This is a genomic window from Ensifer soli (assembly GCF_041928815.1).
In the GTDB taxonomy this organism is placed as follows: Bacteria; Pseudomonadota; Alphaproteobacteria; order Rhizobiales; family Rhizobiaceae; genus JBHFEI01.
In genome coordinates this window covers 299,050-313,325 of sequence record NZ_JBHFEI010000001.1, presented here as the reverse complement: position 1 = coordinate 313,325, position 14,276 = coordinate 299,050, and the positions used below count along the sequence as shown (strand labels likewise).

General features: G+C 68.6%; 16 protein-coding genes. 10 read left to right on the top strand and 6 right to left on the bottom strand.

The features are described from left to right. Positions 1 to 214: 214 nt before the first annotated feature. From mscL to ACEVQ6_RS01370, 6 genes are all read left to right on the top strand, one after another. A complete protein-coding gene (gene mscL, locus ACEVQ6_RS01395; RefSeq protein WP_374887094.1) occupies positions 215 to 640 on the top strand; it encodes a large conductance mechanosensitive channel protein MscL in 426 nt (141 codons plus the stop codon). A gap of 105 nt (positions 641 to 745) precedes the next feature. Next, positions 746 to 1,912, top strand: a complete 1,167-nt coding sequence (locus tag ACEVQ6_RS01390; RefSeq protein ID WP_374887093.1) for a pyridoxal phosphate-dependent aminotransferase — start codon at positions 746 to 748, stop codon at positions 1,910 to 1,912. 85 nt (positions 1,913 to 1,997) lie between these two features. Beyond that, the gene (gene galE / locus ACEVQ6_RS01385) at positions 1,998 to 2,990 is read left to right on the top strand and encodes a UDP-glucose 4-epimerase GalE (RefSeq protein ID WP_374887092.1); all 993 of its coding nucleotides are present in this window, start codon (positions 1,998 to 2,000) and stop codon (positions 2,988 to 2,990) included. Between the two features lie 241 nt (positions 2,991 to 3,231). Continuing rightward, on the top strand, positions 3,232 to 4,305 hold the full coding sequence (gene rfbG, locus ACEVQ6_RS01380) for a CDP-glucose 4,6-dehydratase (RefSeq protein ID WP_374887091.1): 1,074 nt from the start codon (positions 3,232 to 3,234) through the stop codon (positions 4,303 to 4,305). Next, positions 4,302 to 4,865, top strand: coding sequence for a dTDP-4-dehydrorhamnose 3,5-epimerase family protein (locus tag ACEVQ6_RS01375; protein ID WP_374887090.1), 564 nt, complete (start codon positions 4,302 to 4,304; stop codon positions 4,863 to 4,865). Before rfbG ends, ACEVQ6_RS01375 begins: the two co-directional genes overlap by 4 nt. Then, positions 4,862 to 6,091, top strand: a complete 1,230-nt coding sequence (locus tag ACEVQ6_RS01370) for a methyltransferase domain-containing protein (RefSeq protein ID WP_374887089.1) — start codon at positions 4,862 to 4,864, stop codon at positions 6,089 to 6,091. Before ACEVQ6_RS01375 ends, ACEVQ6_RS01370 begins: the two co-directional genes overlap by 4 nt. Positions 6,092 to 6,190: 99 nt before the next feature. On the opposite strand, the gene ACEVQ6_RS01365 is transcribed toward ACEVQ6_RS01370, so the two are convergent. After that, complete coding sequence (locus ACEVQ6_RS01365) at positions 6,191 to 6,511, bottom strand: chorismate mutase family protein (protein ID WP_374887088.1); 321 nt, start codon at positions 6,509 to 6,511, stop codon at positions 6,191 to 6,193. A gap of 128 nt (positions 6,512 to 6,639) precedes the next feature. Between ACEVQ6_RS01365 and ACEVQ6_RS01360 the strand changes: the two genes are divergently transcribed. Both ACEVQ6_RS01360 and ACEVQ6_RS01355 read left to right on the top strand, forming a co-directional pair. After that, positions 6,640 to 7,485 (top strand): NAD-dependent epimerase/dehydratase family protein, encoded by an 846-nt coding sequence (locus tag ACEVQ6_RS01360; RefSeq protein ID WP_374887087.1) that lies wholly within the window; start codon positions 6,640 to 6,642, stop codon positions 7,483 to 7,485. Then, the gene (locus tag ACEVQ6_RS01355; RefSeq protein ID WP_374887086.1) at positions 7,482 to 8,735 is read left to right on the top strand and encodes a glycosyltransferase; all 1,254 of its coding nucleotides are present in this window, start codon (positions 7,482 to 7,484) and stop codon (positions 8,733 to 8,735) included. Before ACEVQ6_RS01360 ends, ACEVQ6_RS01355 begins: the two co-directional genes overlap by 4 nt. A 102-nt stretch (positions 8,736 to 8,837) precedes the next feature. Here the strand turns inward: ACEVQ6_RS01355 and ACEVQ6_RS01350 are convergent, their stop codons facing one another. The 5 genes from ACEVQ6_RS01350 to ACEVQ6_RS01330 all read right to left on the bottom strand — a co-directional run bounded on the left by ACEVQ6_RS01350 (position 8,838) and on the right by ACEVQ6_RS01330 (position 12,112). Next, the gene (locus tag ACEVQ6_RS01350) at positions 8,838 to 9,140 is read right to left on the bottom strand and encodes a hypothetical protein (protein WP_374887085.1); all 303 of its coding nucleotides are present in this window, start codon (positions 9,138 to 9,140) and stop codon (positions 8,838 to 8,840) included. An 84-nt stretch (positions 9,141 to 9,224) separates the two neighbouring features. Continuing rightward, the gene (locus ACEVQ6_RS01345; protein WP_374887084.1) at positions 9,225 to 9,527 is read right to left on the bottom strand and encodes a hypothetical protein; all 303 of its coding nucleotides are present in this window, start codon (positions 9,525 to 9,527) and stop codon (positions 9,225 to 9,227) included. A gap of 83 nt (positions 9,528 to 9,610) precedes the next feature. Further along, on the bottom strand, positions 9,611 to 9,913 hold the full coding sequence (locus ACEVQ6_RS01340; RefSeq protein ID WP_374887084.1) for a hypothetical protein: 303 nt from the start codon (positions 9,911 to 9,913) through the stop codon (positions 9,611 to 9,613). Between the two features lie 83 nt (positions 9,914 to 9,996). Then, positions 9,997 to 10,308 carry a hypothetical protein gene (locus tag ACEVQ6_RS01335; protein ID WP_374887083.1) on the bottom strand — a complete coding sequence of 104 codons (312 nt, stop codon included), beginning with the start codon at positions 10,306 to 10,308 and terminating at the stop codon, positions 9,997 to 9,999. 637 nt (positions 10,309 to 10,945) lie between these two features. Then, the gene (locus ACEVQ6_RS01330; protein WP_374887082.1) at positions 10,946 to 12,112 is read right to left on the bottom strand and encodes a M20 aminoacylase family protein; all 1,167 of its coding nucleotides are present in this window, start codon (positions 12,110 to 12,112) and stop codon (positions 10,946 to 10,948) included. A gap of 201 nt (positions 12,113 to 12,313) precedes the next feature. Here ACEVQ6_RS01330 and ACEVQ6_RS01325 point away from each other — a divergent pair, with 201 nt between their 5' ends. After that, on the top strand, positions 12,314 to 13,519 hold the full coding sequence (locus ACEVQ6_RS01325; protein ID WP_374887354.1) for a pyridoxal phosphate-dependent aminotransferase: 1,206 nt from the start codon (positions 12,314 to 12,316) through the stop codon (positions 13,517 to 13,519). Positions 13,520 to 13,835: 316 nt separating this feature from the next. Beyond that, complete coding sequence (locus tag ACEVQ6_RS01320) at positions 13,836 to 14,258, top strand: hypothetical protein (RefSeq protein WP_374887081.1); 423 nt, start codon at positions 13,836 to 13,838, stop codon at positions 14,256 to 14,258. Positions 14,259 to 14,276: the final 18 nt, after the last annotated feature.

Sequence of the window (14,276 nt, the reverse complement as noted above, 5' to 3'; positions counted from 1 at the left end):
CGCGTCGCGATCCTCGGTAGCCGCTTGCCCGCCCCGATGCCATGCTCGACCGCGTGTCGTGCAAACCGTTCAGCACGCTTTCGCGCGACATGCCTTGTCTCTCCCTGCGTTAGCGGTTGCAACGCGATCCGGTTTGTCTAGTGTTGCCGTGAGGCGTCTTCTCGCGCCGGCAGGACAGGCCGGCGCCGCCCGAAACAGGAAAGAGGGATCATTCATGCTGAATGAATTCAAGGCGTTCATCGCCCGGGGGAATGTTCTGGACCTCGCCGTCGGTATCATCATCGGCAGCGCTTTCACCCTGATCGTCAACTCGCTCGTCAACGACATCATTATGCCGGTCATCGGCGCGATCACCGGCGGCATCGACTTCTCCAACTTCTTCATCCCGCTGTCGAGCACGGTCACGGCCACCTCGCTCGCCGCCGCCCGCGAGCAGGGCGCCGTCTTCGCCTACGGCAACTTCATCACCGTCGTCATCAACTTCCTCATCCTCGCCTGGATCATCTTCCTCATCGTCAAGGGCGTGAACCGGATGCGCGCGTCGCTGGAGACCAAGAAGGAAGAGGTGGCCGCCGCCGCGCCGCCGCCGGAAGACATCCAGCTCCTCACCGAGATCCGCGATCTCCTGAAGAAGCCGTAAGGCCGCATCCATCACCGATATCGATCGTCGCGTCAGCGATTTTCGCGTGATGGCGCCAGCCAAAACCGCTAGAAGGGCCCGGTCGATCCGGAGCCCTTCTGTCCCATGTCCATCCTGCAAAACCTCAGCCCCCGTGCCCTCGAAGCGCCCGAGAGCGGCATCGTCGAGGTGGTCAACTACGCCCGCACCCGCGAGGGGCTGATCCCGCTCTGGGTCGGCGAGGGCGACCGGCCGACGCCCGCCTTCATCTCCGCCGCCGCGTCCGAGGCGCTTGCTGCCGGCGAGACCTTCTACACCTGGCAGCGCGGCATCCCGCCGCTGCGCCAGGCGCTTGCCGACTACTACCGGCGCAGCTTCGGCCACGCGATCTCGCCCGACCATGTCTACGTCACCGGCTCGGGCATGCAGGCGATCAAGCTGTCGATCGAGGCCGTCACCTCGCCCGGCGACGACGTGCTCTATCTCTCGCCGGCCTGGCCGAATTTCGCCGCGAGCGCGGCCCTTTCCGGTTGCCGGCCGCACGCCGTCGAGATCGATTTCCGCGACGGCCGCTGGCAGCTCGACGCCGGCCGGATCGAGGCGGCGGTGACGCAGAAGACGACGGCGCTCTTCGTCAACACGCCGTCGAACCCGACCGGCTGGACGGCGACCCGCGCCGATCTCGCCGATATTCTCTCGATCGCCCGCAGGCATGGCCTGTGGATCATCGCCGACGAGATCTATGCCCGCTTCTTCTATGCCGGCGGCCGCGCCCTCTCCTTCCTCGACGTGATGGAGGAGGGCGACCGGATCCTGTTCGTCAATTCGTTTTCGAAGAACTGGGCGATGACCGGCTGGCGCGTCGGCTGGATCGTCGCGCCGCCGGAAACGGGGCAGGTCCTCGAGAACCTCATCCAGTATTCGACCTCCGGCGTGGCGCAGTTCATGCAGAAGGGCGCGCTCGCCGCGATCGAGGCGGGCGACCCGGTCATCGAGGAGCATGTGGCGATCGCCACGCGGGCGCGCGACCTCTTTTGCGACGCGCTGATCGCCACCAACCGCGTCGAGACGCTGAAGCCGGACGGCGCCTTCTACGCCTTCCTGAAGATCGACGGCATCACCGACACCCGCCGCGCCGCGATCGACATCGTCGACCGGGCGCTGGTCGGCCTGGCGCCGGGCACCGCCTTCGGCCCCGGCGGCGCGCCGTTCCTGCGTGCCTGCTTCCTGCGCGATCCCGCCCAGGTTTCCGAGGCTGCGGAGCGGCTTGCCGCCTACATCAAGGCGCTCTGAGGCATCGCCCGTCCTCCCCCCGTTCTTTGCCCTTGAGAAGCGGGGCGAAAGCGGCTTTGATGCGCCGCTTTCGAAAGGACACGGCATGGCGGTACTGGTGACGGGTGGTGGCGGCTATATCGGCAGCCACATGGTCTGGGCGCTCCTCGACGCGGGCGAGGACGTGGTCGTCGTCGACCGGCTGTCGACCGGGTTCCGCTGGGCGATCGCGCCGGAGGCGCGCTTCTACGAGGGCGACATCGGCGATGCCGCGCTCACGGACCGCATCTTCGCCGAGAACCCGGTCGACGCGGTCATCCATTTCGCCGGCTCGATCGTGGTGCCGGAATCCGTCGCCGATCCGCTCTCCTACTACGAGAACAACACGGTCAAGTCGCGCAGCCTGATCGCGAGCGCGGTGCGCGCCGGCATTCCCCATTTCGTCTTTTCCTCGACCGCGGCCGTCTACGGAACGCCGAGCGTGCTCGAGCCGGTGCAGGAGGACCTGCCGCTCCGGCCCGAATCGCCCTACGGCTCGTCGAAGCTGATGACGGAGATCATGCTGCGCGACACCGCCGCCGCCCATGACTTCACCTATACGGCGCTGCGCTATTTCAACGTCGCCGGCGCCGATCCGAAGGGCCGCACCGGCCAGTCCTCCGCCAACGCCACCCACCTGATCAAGGTCGCCTGCGCCACGGCGCTCGGCAAGCGCGCCTCGATGACGGTGTTCGGCACCGACTATCCGACGCCGGACGGCACCTGCGTGCGCGACTATATCCATGTCACCGACCTGGTCGATGCCCATCTGAAGGCGTTGCAGCGCATGCGCGCCGGTGGCGGGTCGCTCGCCGCCAATTGCGGCTATGGCCGCGGCTTCTCGGTGCTTGAAATCCTCGATGCCGTGCGCGCGGTCCATGGCGGGGATTTCGACGTCGCGATCGGTGAGCGTCGGGCGGGCGATCCGGCGATGATCGTCGCCGATCCGTCGCTGGCGAAGCGCGAACTGAACTGGCAGCCGCGCCACGACGATCTTTCGGGCATCATCGAAAGCGCGCTCGCCTGGGAGCGCCACCTCGCCCGCAAGAACAGCTTCTAACGCATGTCTCGCAAGGGTGAGCAGCGGTTTTGCAAAAAGACATGCGGAAAAGCAAAGGCCTGAAGCATACAAGCGGATCTGAACGATCGCGACAGGCTTCGGGAGGCCCGTTCCTCCAGTTTGACGACAGCTTCGGGGTCTAGGTTTCCCTCCGGCAGAACGACCGGATCGGGAGCATCATGACCAGAGACGACGAGACGAGACGCCGCATCCCGACTGACAGCCGCGCCGGGGTGCCCGCATGACCCATGCGTTCTGGAAGGGCAAGCGGGTTCTCGTTACCGGCCACACCGGTTTCAAGGGCAGCTGGCTGACGCTCTGGCTCCGGGAAATGGGTGCCGAGGTTTCCGGCCTGTCGCTGCCGCCCTTGAGCAATCCCGCGCTCCACCACCTGCTCGGCAACGCCGCCGACGAGGGGATCGTCGACATCTGCGACCGGCATGCCGTCAACCATCAGGTGCTGAGGGCGAAACCCGAGATCGTCTTCCATCTGGCGGCCCAGGCGCTGGTACGCGCCAGCTACCGCGATCCGCTCGGCACCTACGACGTCAACGTCATGGGCACGGCGAACCTGCTCGACGCGCTGAGGGTCGTCCCGGACCTGCGCGCCGTCGTCGTCGTCACCACGGACAAGGTCTATCACAATCCGGAATCCGGCCTCGCCTTCATCGAGAGCGATCCGCTCGGCGGCCATGATCCCTACAGCGCCTCGAAGGCGGCGGCCGAGATCGTCGCGGCGAGCTACCGCGCCTCCTTCTTCGCCACGCGGCGCGTCGGCATCGCCACCGCGCGGGCCGGCAACGTGATCGGCGGCGGCGACTGGGCCGAAGACCGGCTGATCCCGGATGCCGTGCGCGCCTGGCAGCGCGGCGAGACGCTGCAGGTGCGCCGGCCGAAGGCGATCCGCCCCTGGCAGCACGTGCTCGAGCCGCTCGGCGGCTATCTCGGCCTCGCCCAGCGCCTCTGGCATGCGCCGGACGCCGCCGACAGCTACAATTTCGGCCCCGATCACGGCGAGGCGGCCTCCGTCGGCGCCGTGCTGCGCCAGGCCCAGCGCCATTACGGCGGCGGCGAGATGGTGCTCGGCGACGGCAGCGAGGGCCCGCACGAGGCCGGCTATCTGGTGCTCGACAGCGGCAAGGCGCGCGCCGAACTCGGCTACCGGCCGCGCTGGGGCCTGTCCGAAACGGTGATGCGGACGATGCGGTGGTATCGCGGCCACGAGGACGGCCGCCCCGCCCGCGACCTCTGCCTCGCCGATATCCATGATTTCGCCCAGGCACAGCAGCAGCCGATGATGAGGGTGGTGGGATGAGCGGACGGTTCGAGGCGGAGGGAACGGGTGTCGACGGGCTGGTGCTTTTGAAGCGCCGCCGGCTCGGCGACGAGAGGGGATTCCTCTCGCGGCTCTTCTGCGTCTCGGACCTCGCCGAATTCGGCTGGGAGGGCGGCGTCGCCCAGATCAACGAGACCGGCACCTCCTATCGCGGCACGGTGCGCGGCATGCATTTCCAGCGCCCGCCCCATGCCGAGATCAAGCTCGTCACCTGCACCCGGGGCGCCGTGCTCGACATCGTCGTCGACCTGCGCGAGGGATCGCGCACCTTCCTGTCCTCCTATGCCGTCGAGCTTTCGGCCGGCAACGGCCTGTCGCTCCTGGTGCCGAAGGGCTTCGCCCACGGTTTCCAGGCGCTGACCGACGACGTGCGCATGATCTATGCCCATTCCATGCCCTTCGTCGCCGAGGCGGAAGGCGGCCTGCACTGCCAGGACCCGGCGCTCGGGCTGCGCTGGCCGCTGCCGGTGGCGCGGCTGTCGCCCCGCGATGCCGCCCATCCGATGATCGCCACCGCCTATCCGGGTCTTGCCGCATGACATGCCGCCATTGCGGGGGCCGGCACATGGCGCCCTTCCTCGATCTCGGCACGGCGCCGCCGTCCAATTCCTACGTCTCCGTCGCCGAGCGCCACCGGCCCGAGCTCTGGTATCCGCTCGTCATCCGCGTCTGCACCGAATGCCGCCTGGTGCAGACCGAGGACTTCGCCGAGCGCGAGGTGTTCTTCTCGGGCTCCTACGCCTATTTCAGTTCCTTCTCCTCCTCCTGGCTCGGCCATGCGAAGCGCTATGTCGGCGAGATGCAGGCGCGCTTCGGCCTCGGCCCCGGCGCCACCATCGTCGAGGTGGCGGCGAATGACGGCTACCTCCTGCAATATGCCCAGGCGGCCGGCCTGCGCTGCCTTGGCATCGAGCCGACGGCCAGCACCGCCCGCGCCGCCCGCGACAAGGGTCTGGAGATCCGCGAGGACTTCTTCGGCGCGGAACTCGGCGCGGCCCTTGCCCGCGAGGGCTATGCCGCCGACCTGATGGCCGCTAACAACGTGCTCGCCCATGTTCCCGACATCAACGACTTCGTGCGCGGCTTTGCCCATGCGCTGAAGCCCGAGGGGGTCGCGACCTTCGAATTCCCGCATCTTCTCAACATGGTGCGCGAGGCGCAGTTCGACACGGCCTATCACGAGCACTATTCCTACCTGTCGCTGACGGCGGTCGCGCGCATCTTCTCGGCGAACGGGCTGAGGGTGTTCGACGTGACGACCACGCCCTGGCATGGCGGGAGCCTGCGCGTCTTTGCCGCCCGCAGCGACAGCCGCACCCATGCGGTCCTGCCGTCGGTGGCGGAGATGCTGGCGCGCGAGCAGGCGGCGGGGATGCTCGAGGAAGGCTTCTACCTCGGGTTCCAGAGTGCCGCCGAGGACGTGCGCGACGGGTTCCTCTCCTTCCTGATCGAGAGCCGCCGCGCCGGGCTGACCGTCGCCGCCTATGGCGCCGCCGCCAAGGGCAACACGCTTCTCAATTTCGCAGGCGTCAAGCCGGACCTGCTCGCCTTCGTCGTCGACAAGAACCCGGCCAAGCAGGGCACGCTCCTGCCCGGCAGCCGCATTCCGGTGGTCACCGAGGATGTGCTGCGCTCCGAAAAACCGCAAAGGGTGGTGATATTCCCATGGAACCTTCAGGACGAAATCAGCCAGCAGCTTTCGTATATCAGAGACTGGGGTGGGAGATTCGTGACGGCGGTGCCGTCGCTGACGCTGCACCCGTGAGTGCCGCGCCCGAGCCGGCCGAACCGGTTCCGGCGATCAAGGTCGCGCGGGTTCCGACGGATGCCAAGCTCGCGCGCTGACATCGGCAAGGCGCAGGCCTCACGGCGCTGAAGGCGCCTGCGGGCCGGCGTTCAGGATCTCTTCCTCATAGGCGATCGCATGGCGGATCAGCATCTCCCAGATGCGGTCGTAAAGATCGGGGTCGAGGCCGTGGCTTTCCGCTTGGTGGCGGGCATTGGCGCGCACCTCCTCGACCCGCTCGGGAATGTCGGCCGCGAGACCGATCGCCCGCTTGATCTCTCCGGCGCGGCCGATATACCCCCAGCGTTCGTGGAAGAGCCGCATCAGGGCCCGGTCGATCTGGTCGATCTCCGCCCGGATCTCCGCCATCGACGTGCAGTCTTCGGGAGGACGGGACATGGGATACTCCTGGTCTTGCAACGACGGCGGCCTTGGCCGCAGGGGAGGCGCATGGCCGCTATAGCAATCCGGCAGGGCGGTGGAAAGCCGGGAAAGTGCCGCAGTGCCGCCTGCGGAGCGTGCCGGCGATGAGCCATGTCCTCGTCACCGGCGCCACCGGCTTCGTCGGGCGCCAGATCGTCCGGCGCCTGATCGCGGACGGCCGCAGGGTGAGTGTCGTGCTGCGCCGCGCCTCGGCTGGGCGACGGGGCGCGCTGCCGGACGGGGCGGCGATCGTCGAGACGGAGGATCTCTTCCGCGAGGACGAGGGCTGGTGGGCGGGCATCCTGTCGGGCGTCGACACGCTGGTCCACGCCGCCTGGTATGTCGAGCCGGGAAAATACCTCGACGCCGCCGAGAACCTCCAATGCGCGGCTTCCGCCTTCGCCATGGCGCGCGGGGCGGCGAATGCCGGCGTCACCCATCTGGTCGGCCTCGGCACCTGCTTCGAATATCGCCTGCCCAATGCGTCGATCGGGGCCGACGCGCCCGTCGGCCCGACGACGCTTTACGCGGCGGCGAAGCTCTCGGTCTTCCAGGTGCTGGAACAGTATCTGCCGCGCCGGGGCATCGCCTTTTCCTGGTGCCGCCTGTTCTATCTCTATGGCGAGGGCGAGCATCCCGCCCGGCTCGTGCCCTATGTCCGGGCACGGCTCGACGCCGGCGAGACGGCAAGGCTTTCGGCGGGCACGCAGCTGCGCGACTTCCTCGACGTCGCGGATGCCGGCGCGCTGATCGCCGAGGTGGTGGCGACGCGCCAGACCGGCGTCGTCAATATCTGTTCCGGCCGCGCCGTCACCATCCGCGATTTCGTCACGGCGATCGCCCGCGACCTGGGGCGCGAGGATCTCCTGGAATTCGGCACGGCGACGCTGCATCCGTCCGATCCCGCCGCCGTCGTCGGCCGCTGCAATGTCGAGCGGAGGGCGCGATGAGGATCTTGCACGTCACCGCCCATCTCGGCGGAGGGGTCGGCAAGGCCCATGCCGCCATCGCCGGCGCCGATCCGGCGGCGATCCGGCGGCATTATGCCGTGCTCGAGGCGCCGCGCGACCGGCGCTTCGCCGATGCGCTCGCCGCATCGGGCGCGACGCTGTCGATCGCGCCCGATCCGCAGGAACTGGCGCGGCTTGCCGCAGAGGCGGACATCGTCCAGGTCGAATGGTGGAACCATCCCCGCATCTACGAGGCGCTGTGCCGCACGCCGTTTCCGCCGATGCGCAGCCTCGTCTGGTGCCATATCTCCGGGCTCTTCGCGCCCTTCGTGCCCCCGGCGCTGATGACGGCGGCGCAGCGCTTCGTCTTCACCTCCGCCTGCTCGCTCGACATGCCGGAGGTCGCCGCCCTGCCGCCGGAGACGCGCGCACGGCTCGCCGTCGTCAACAGCGGCTTCGGATTTCCCGAGAGAAGCGGGGAGCCTGCGGCCGCCCGCCATCCCCGGCGCATCGCCTGCCTCGGCACGCTCGATTTCGTCAAGCTCAGCCCGGCCCTCTTCGATGTCGTCGACCGGCTGGAGGGGGAAGGGATCGACGTCTCGCTCTACGGCGCGGTCGAGGCGGACGGACCGGTCGCCGAGGCGCACCGGCGCATGCGCCGCCCGGAGCGCATCGTTTTCGAGGGACACGCGGCGGATCCCGCCGCCGTGCTCGGCGAGGCCGGGATTTTCCTCTACCTGCTGCAGCCGGAGCATTACGGCACGGCGGAAAATGCGCTGGTGGAGGCGATGTCGCTCGGGGCGGTGCCGGTCGTCTTCGACAATCCGGCGGAACGGGCGATCGTCCGGGACGGCATCACCGGTCATGTCGCGGCCGATGCGACGGACGCCGGCCGCAGGCTGCAGAGCATGCTCGACCGGCCGGGTGATCTGGTTCCGCTCGCGCGGGCCGCGATGGCCGAGGTGGCGGCAACCCGGACGCCCGATGTCTCCTCCGCCCGGTTCATCGCGCTTTACCGAGACCTTCTCGGCGAGGCGCCGACGCTTCCCGATTTTGCCGCCGGTCTCGGCCGCACGCCGGCCGACTGGTTCCTCTCGACGCGCCTGCGCGGCCATCGCCCGGGCGGGTCGACCGATGCCCTCATCGCCGGCTTCGCCGCCGGCGGTGCGGAGGCGAAGGGAAGCCTCGCCCATTTTCGCGGCTGCTTTCCCGCGGACCTCTCCCTTCAGCCCGGCGGCGGCCGTCCCTGAGAGGGGAGGGAAGCCCCCCCCCTCAAGACGCGCGAAACCCGGCGCTTCAGGGATCGGCGCCGGGCTTGCGGGGAGGTCTATGAATGAATCAGTGCCGGACGATCAACGGTCCGCGCCGCGATAGTAGTCGCCGCTGTCGAGAACCCGCTTCGGCGCAGCGCCACCCTTGACGATGCTGCCGGTCGCGGTCGTGTCGACCGGGTTGCGGCTGGCGCCGACATAGTAGTCGCCGTCGCCGCCGGGGTTGACGGTCGCTGCCGTTCCGGCGCCGGACGAGGCCGAGCCGCCGACGACAAAGGGGGCGGCACCGGCGCCATCGTAATAGTCGCCCGAGGCGAAGGCCGAGGAGGCGCCGCCGACGGCGGCGGAGGCGACGAGGAGGGCTGCGAGAATGGTCTTGGTCATGGTCGTGATCCTTTGGTCATGGGCGAGCGACGCCATTGCGCCGGCCGCGCCCGTCTGTCTCGAATGGTGTGGCGTGTGCGCCGCTTAGCGGCTGGCGCCCGGGAAGTAGTCGCCGCTGTCGCGGGCCGGGGCCGGAGCGGCGCCGCCCTTGACGATGCTGCCGGTGGCGGTCGTATCGATCGGGTTGCGGTCGAGGCCGACATAATATTCGCCGTCGCCGCCCGCCTTGACGGTGGCTGCCGTTCCGGTACCGGACGAGGCCGAGCCGCCGACGGCGATCGGGGCAGCGCCTGCGCCGCTGTAATAGTTGCCGGAGGCGAAAGCCGAGGAGGCGCCGCCGACGGCAGCGGAGGCGACGAGGAGGGCTGCGAGAATGGTCTTGGTCATGGTCGTGATCCTTAAATCAAGGGCGAGCGGCGCCGTTGCGCCGGCCGCGCCCGTCTGTCTCGAATGGTGTGGTTTTTAAGCGCTTAGCGGCTGGCGCCCGGGAAGTAGTCGCCGCTGTCGCGGGCCGGGGCCGGAGCGGCGCCGCCCTTGACGATGCTGCCGGTGGCGGTCGTATCGATCGGGTTGCGGTCGAGGCCGACATAATATTCGCCGTCGCCGCCCGCCTTGACGGTGGCTGCCGTTCCGGTGCCGGACGAGGCCGAGCCGCCGACGGCGATCGGGGCAGCGCCTGCGCCGCTGTAATAGTTGCCGGAGGCGAAGGCCGAGGAGGCGCCGCCGACGGCGGCGGAGGCGACGAGGAGGGCTGCGAGAATGGTCTTGGTCATGGTCGTGATCCTTTGGTCATGGGCGAGCGGCGCCGTTGCGCCGGCCGCGCCCGTCTGTCTCGAATGGTGTGGTGTTTAAGTGCTTAGCGGCTGGCGCCCGGGAAGTAGTCGCCGCTGTCGCGGGCCGGGGCCGGAGCGGCGCCACCCTTGACGATGCTGCCGGTGGCGGTCGTGTCGATCGGGTTGCGGTCGAGGCCGACATAATATTCGCCGTCGCCGCCCGCCTTGACGGTCGCTGCCGTTCCGGTGCCGGACGAGGCCGAGCCGCCGACGGTGATCGGGGCAGCGCCTGCGCCGCTATAGTAGTCGCCCGAGGCGAAGGCAGAGGAGGCGCCGCCGACAAAGGCGGATGCCAGGACGAAAGCGGAAAGGGCGGAGGTGATGGTCTTGGTCATGGTCGTATTCCTTCACATATAGGTTCAAACGTTCGGTTCTCCCGGATCGATTGCTCATCCAGCGCGTCGGCCATTCGGTTCGGCGACGTTGGTCACAATCGGTCCGCCGGTGCGGTTCTGCATTCCGAGGGCTCATCGCCTTCAAGAATGAAGCTTCGACGGAAGGAGAAGGATCGACCCCGTTCGGGCGTTCTCTCATTCCACCGGAAGCTCGTGTCCGTCTCCGGTCTCAAGAGCGTTTCGCTGCTCTTGTGAGTTAAAGATGGTCCCTCAATATGCGGGTGTAAAGTGTGTCTTATGTTGAACTTTTGTCAACGATTAGTTGACAATGAATTGGCCGATTCATCGCTGCAACCCACCTGCGCGCATGGGGCAGGCAGCGGGGCGCCGCATTCGGACATGCTTTCGCAAGCAAGGCAGAAAATATCTGATATTCCGAAAGGTTACGCGCGGGGCGTCCTGCGACGAGGGCGAAGGCAATCATAGATTGCGTCTGGTGCGGTCGTGGTTCGAAATTGTGGCGGTGACACGATCGGCACGGATTTCAAGGGGCGTCACATGTTTGTCACGCTTGTTTGAGGCGGCCGCGAGGCTCCGTTTTTGACGCGATCGCGCCCGCCTGCGGAGCGGGACTCGGTCAGCGCGGGGCTGCGAGATAGGCCTCCGCGAGTTCGGTCCAGAAGGCGGCGCCGATCGGAAGCAGGTCGTCGTTGAAATTGTAGCCGGGATGGTGCAGCGGCTTGTCCGCGCCGTCCCTGCCGGCGCCGAGATAGAAATAGGTGCCCGGCCGCGCCTTCAGCATGAAGGCGAAATCCTCGCTGCCCATCGACGGACGGGCGAGGTCGACGACACGGTCGGGACCGGCGAACCGGATCGCGAGGTCGCGGACGAAGTCGGTCTCGGCCCTGTGGTTGATGGTGGGCTCGTAGCCGCGCCGGTAGTCGACGCTGGCCGTCATGCCGTAGCTTTCCGCCTGACGTTCCGCGATCAGCGTGATCCGGCGCTGCAATTCGTCGCGTACCCCGTCGTCGAAGGAGCGGACGCCGAGCGTGAGCTCCGCTGAGCCCGGAATGATGTTGCTGGCGGAGCCGCCATGGAACGCGCCGACGGTGACGACGCTCGGATCGAGCGGATGGATGTTGCGCGAGACGATCGTCTGCAGCGCCATGACGATGGAGGCGCCGCAGACGATCGGGTCCAGCGTCTCCTGCGGTTCGGCGCCATGCCCGCCGCGCCCGTGGACGGTGATCGTCGCCTCGTCGATCGCCGCCATGATTGGCCCTTCGCGCAGCGCGAACTGGCCGAAGGGCAGGGCGGGATCGTTGTGCAGGGCGAAGACCGCGTCGCAGGGGAAGCGCTCGAACAGCCCCTCCTCGATCATGATGCGGGCACCGCCCACCGTCTCCTCCGCCGGCTGGAAGATCAGGTGCACCGTGCCGTCGAAATTCCGCCGCTCCGCGATCGCCTTCGCCGCGCCGAGCAGCATGGTGGTGTGGCCGTCATGGCCGCAGGCATGCATCTTGCCGGGAATGGTGCTGGCATAGGCGAGCCCGGTCTCCTCCAGGATCGGCAGCGCATCCATGTCGGCGCGGATGCCGATCGCGCGCGCGCCCGATCCGTTGCGAAGTGTCGCGACGACGCCGGTGGTCGCAAGGCCGCGCGTGACCGTATAGCCCAGATGCTCGAGGTAGCGCGCGACCAGGCCGGACGTGCGCGTCTCCTCGAGGCCGAGTTCGGGATGGGCATGCAGGTCGCGGCGGATGGCGACGAGATCGGGCATTGTATTGGCTGAAGCAAAGGTCATGTTCCTGCGGACCTCTATGAGAGGAGAGATAAGGATGCCATTCTGGCATTCCCGGCGGCGCGTTCAAACCCCCCGCCTTTCCCCGACCGCGCGATGCGTCTGCGCTTGCCCGTGTCGCCGTGGCACTGGCGCCGGGCCCGCTCAGCGGCTATGCCGGCGGGCAGGCCGCGCCGCGCGGACAGAAACGTGAAGGACATCGTCATGCGCTATGCTTCGATCACCGACCGGCTGGCTGGCCTCGGCTCCGGCAAATGGACCCTGCACCTGAAGGCGCGGCAGATGGTTCAGGCGGGCGTGCCGGTGATCGAGCTGACGATCGGCGAGCCGGACCTGCCGCCGGACGCAGGCATGGTCGCGGCCTGCATCGCCGCCATGCAGGCGGGACGCACCCGCTATTCCAACGGGCGGGGGGAACCGGCGGTGCTGCAGGCGCTGGCCGACAAATATTCCCGGCGCCGGCCGGGCGTGACCGCCGACAACATCCTCTGTTTTCCCGGCACCCAGGCAGCACTTTTCGCCGTGATGACGGGGCTGGTCGAAAGCGGAGACGGCGTGCTTGCCGGCGATCCGCTCTATGCGACCTATGACGGCGTGATCCAGGCGACGGGCGCGCACCGCGTCACCGTGCCGCTGAAGCCCGAGCACGGCTTTCACATGCAGGCGGAGGATCTGGAGGCGGCGGTGACGCCCGCCTGCCGCGCCGTTCTCCTCAACACGCCGCACAATCCGACCGGGGCGGTGCTCACCCGGGACGAGATCGCCGCCATCGGCGCGGTCGCGCGCCGTCACGATCTGTGGATCGTCTGCGACGAGGTCTACGAGGACCTGGTGTTCGGCGCCGGCTTCGCCTCGCCCTTCGACGATCCGGAACTCGCCGAACGCACCATCGTCGTCGCCTCGATCTCGAAATCCCATGCGGCGCCGGGCTTCCGCAGCGGCTGGGCCGTCGGGCCGGCGGAGTTCACCCGGCGCCTGCTGCCGGTGTCGGAGACCATGCTGTTCGGCGTCCAGCCCTTCATCGCCGACATGACGGCCTATGCCCTGACCCACGAGATCGACACCGCCGCCCGGATGCGCGCGACCTATGCGCGGCGCGCCGCGATCATGGCCGACGGGCTCGCCAACATGCCGGGCGTCTCCGTCTTCGTGCCGGAGGGCGGCATGTTCACCGTGGTCGATGTGCGCGGCACCGGGCTCGAGGGCACCGACTTCGCCTGGCGGCTCCTCGAGGAGGAGCAGGTCGCGGTCATGCCCGGCGCGTCGTTCGGCGCGGGCGCTGCCGGCTTCATCCGCATCAGCCTGACCGTCCCGGACGAGACGATCGCCGAGGCGAGCCGCCGGATCGCCGCGCTCGCCATGCGCCTTGCCGGAGGAGCAGGGGCGCGCGCCGCCCGCATGTCCAGCTGAGCATGCCAAGCTGAAGCGGGATCGATCTTCAGTCGGACACCGACGCTGGACGGAAACAGGCAGCCCTTGCGGTGAGCCGGTGTTCGCCGGGCAGGCTCCGTGACATCGGCAGCCGTCGCGACCGGCCCCGCCGCGATTTGACTTTGCCGGGCGTTAATGGTTTCTACCGAGCTGAGCACACCGGTGCGTCGGCCCGAGCGGTCGCGCCCTGCCGCTCTCCATGCGACGCGATCGACCGCATCGCCGAAAGTTTCAATGAAGGCTGTGCGCGATGCCCTCCCGTCCGTGAGGTGCGTCGCCGGCGACGGGAGCGGATGTGCGGCAGCACGGCATCTTCGCGGCGGGGGAAGCGACGCGCAGGCTGACGGCCGCGCTGTGGATCCTCTGCGCCGCCCTGGCGCTGCAGCTCGCCGCGACCGGCGAGGGCGTAAGCCACCGCCCTTCCGGCAAGGTCGTTCAAGGCCGGTTTTCCGCCCTTCCGCCGGGCGAGCGCGATCCGGGCCTGACCCGCTCGCCGCTGAGGCTCGGCAAGCTCGCGGACCTGCGCTTCGCCGAGCGGGGCAGCGATTTGAAGCAGGCGCTCGGCGGGCCCGAGCCGCTGATCGCGTCCGCCGGTCCGCTGCTGCATGTCGCCCGCCGGCCGGGACCACGCCTTTGCCCGCCTCGCGATCCCGGTTGCCCGTCGGCGCTCGCGCCGTCCCGCCGCGCCCGCGCGCCGCCCGCGTCCGTTTTCGCCTGAACATTCGTCGACGCGGCC

Bases quoted from the DNA above. Each gene is read 5' to 3' on its own strand.
- mscL (WP_374887094.1), top strand. From the start codon at position 215: ATGCTGAATGAATTCAAGGCGTTCATCGCCCGGGGGAATGTTCTGGAC.
- ACEVQ6_RS01390 (WP_374887093.1), top strand. From the start codon at position 746: ATGTCCATCCTGCAAAACCTCAGCCCCCGTGCCCTCGAAGCGCCCGAG.
- galE (WP_374887092.1), top strand. From the start codon at position 1,998: ATGGCGGTACTGGTGACGGGTGGTGGCGGCTATATCGGCAGCCACATG.
- rfbG (WP_374887091.1), top strand. From the start codon at position 3,232: ATGACCCATGCGTTCTGGAAGGGCAAGCGGGTTCTCGTTACCGGCCAC.
- ACEVQ6_RS01375 (WP_374887090.1), top strand. From the start codon at position 4,302: ATGAGCGGACGGTTCGAGGCGGAGGGAACGGGTGTCGACGGGCTGGTG.
- ACEVQ6_RS01370 (WP_374887089.1), top strand. From the start codon at position 4,862: ATGACATGCCGCCATTGCGGGGGCCGGCACATGGCGCCCTTCCTCGAT.
- ACEVQ6_RS01365 (WP_374887088.1), bottom strand. From the start codon at position 6,511: ATGTCCCGTCCTCCCGAAGACTGCACGTCGATGGCGGAGATCCGGGCG.
- ACEVQ6_RS01360 (WP_374887087.1), top strand. From the start codon at position 6,640: ATGAGCCATGTCCTCGTCACCGGCGCCACCGGCTTCGTCGGGCGCCAG.
- ACEVQ6_RS01355 (WP_374887086.1), top strand. From the start codon at position 7,482: ATGAGGATCTTGCACGTCACCGCCCATCTCGGCGGAGGGGTCGGCAAG.
- ACEVQ6_RS01350 (WP_374887085.1), bottom strand. From the start codon at position 9,140: ATGACCAAGACCATTCTCGCAGCCCTCCTCGTCGCCTCCGCCGCCGTC.
- ACEVQ6_RS01345 (WP_374887084.1), bottom strand. From the start codon at position 9,527: ATGACCAAGACCATTCTCGCAGCCCTCCTCGTCGCCTCCGCTGCCGTC.
- ACEVQ6_RS01340 (WP_374887084.1), bottom strand. From the start codon at position 9,913: ATGACCAAGACCATTCTCGCAGCCCTCCTCGTCGCCTCCGCCGCCGTC.
- ACEVQ6_RS01335 (WP_374887083.1), bottom strand. From the start codon at position 10,308: ATGACCAAGACCATCACCTCCGCCCTTTCCGCTTTCGTCCTGGCATCC.
- ACEVQ6_RS01330 (WP_374887082.1), bottom strand. From the start codon at position 12,112: ATGACCTTTGCTTCAGCCAATACAATGCCCGATCTCGTCGCCATCCGC.
- ACEVQ6_RS01325 (WP_374887354.1), top strand. From the start codon at position 12,314: ATGCGCTATGCTTCGATCACCGACCGGCTGGCTGGCCTCGGCTCCGGC.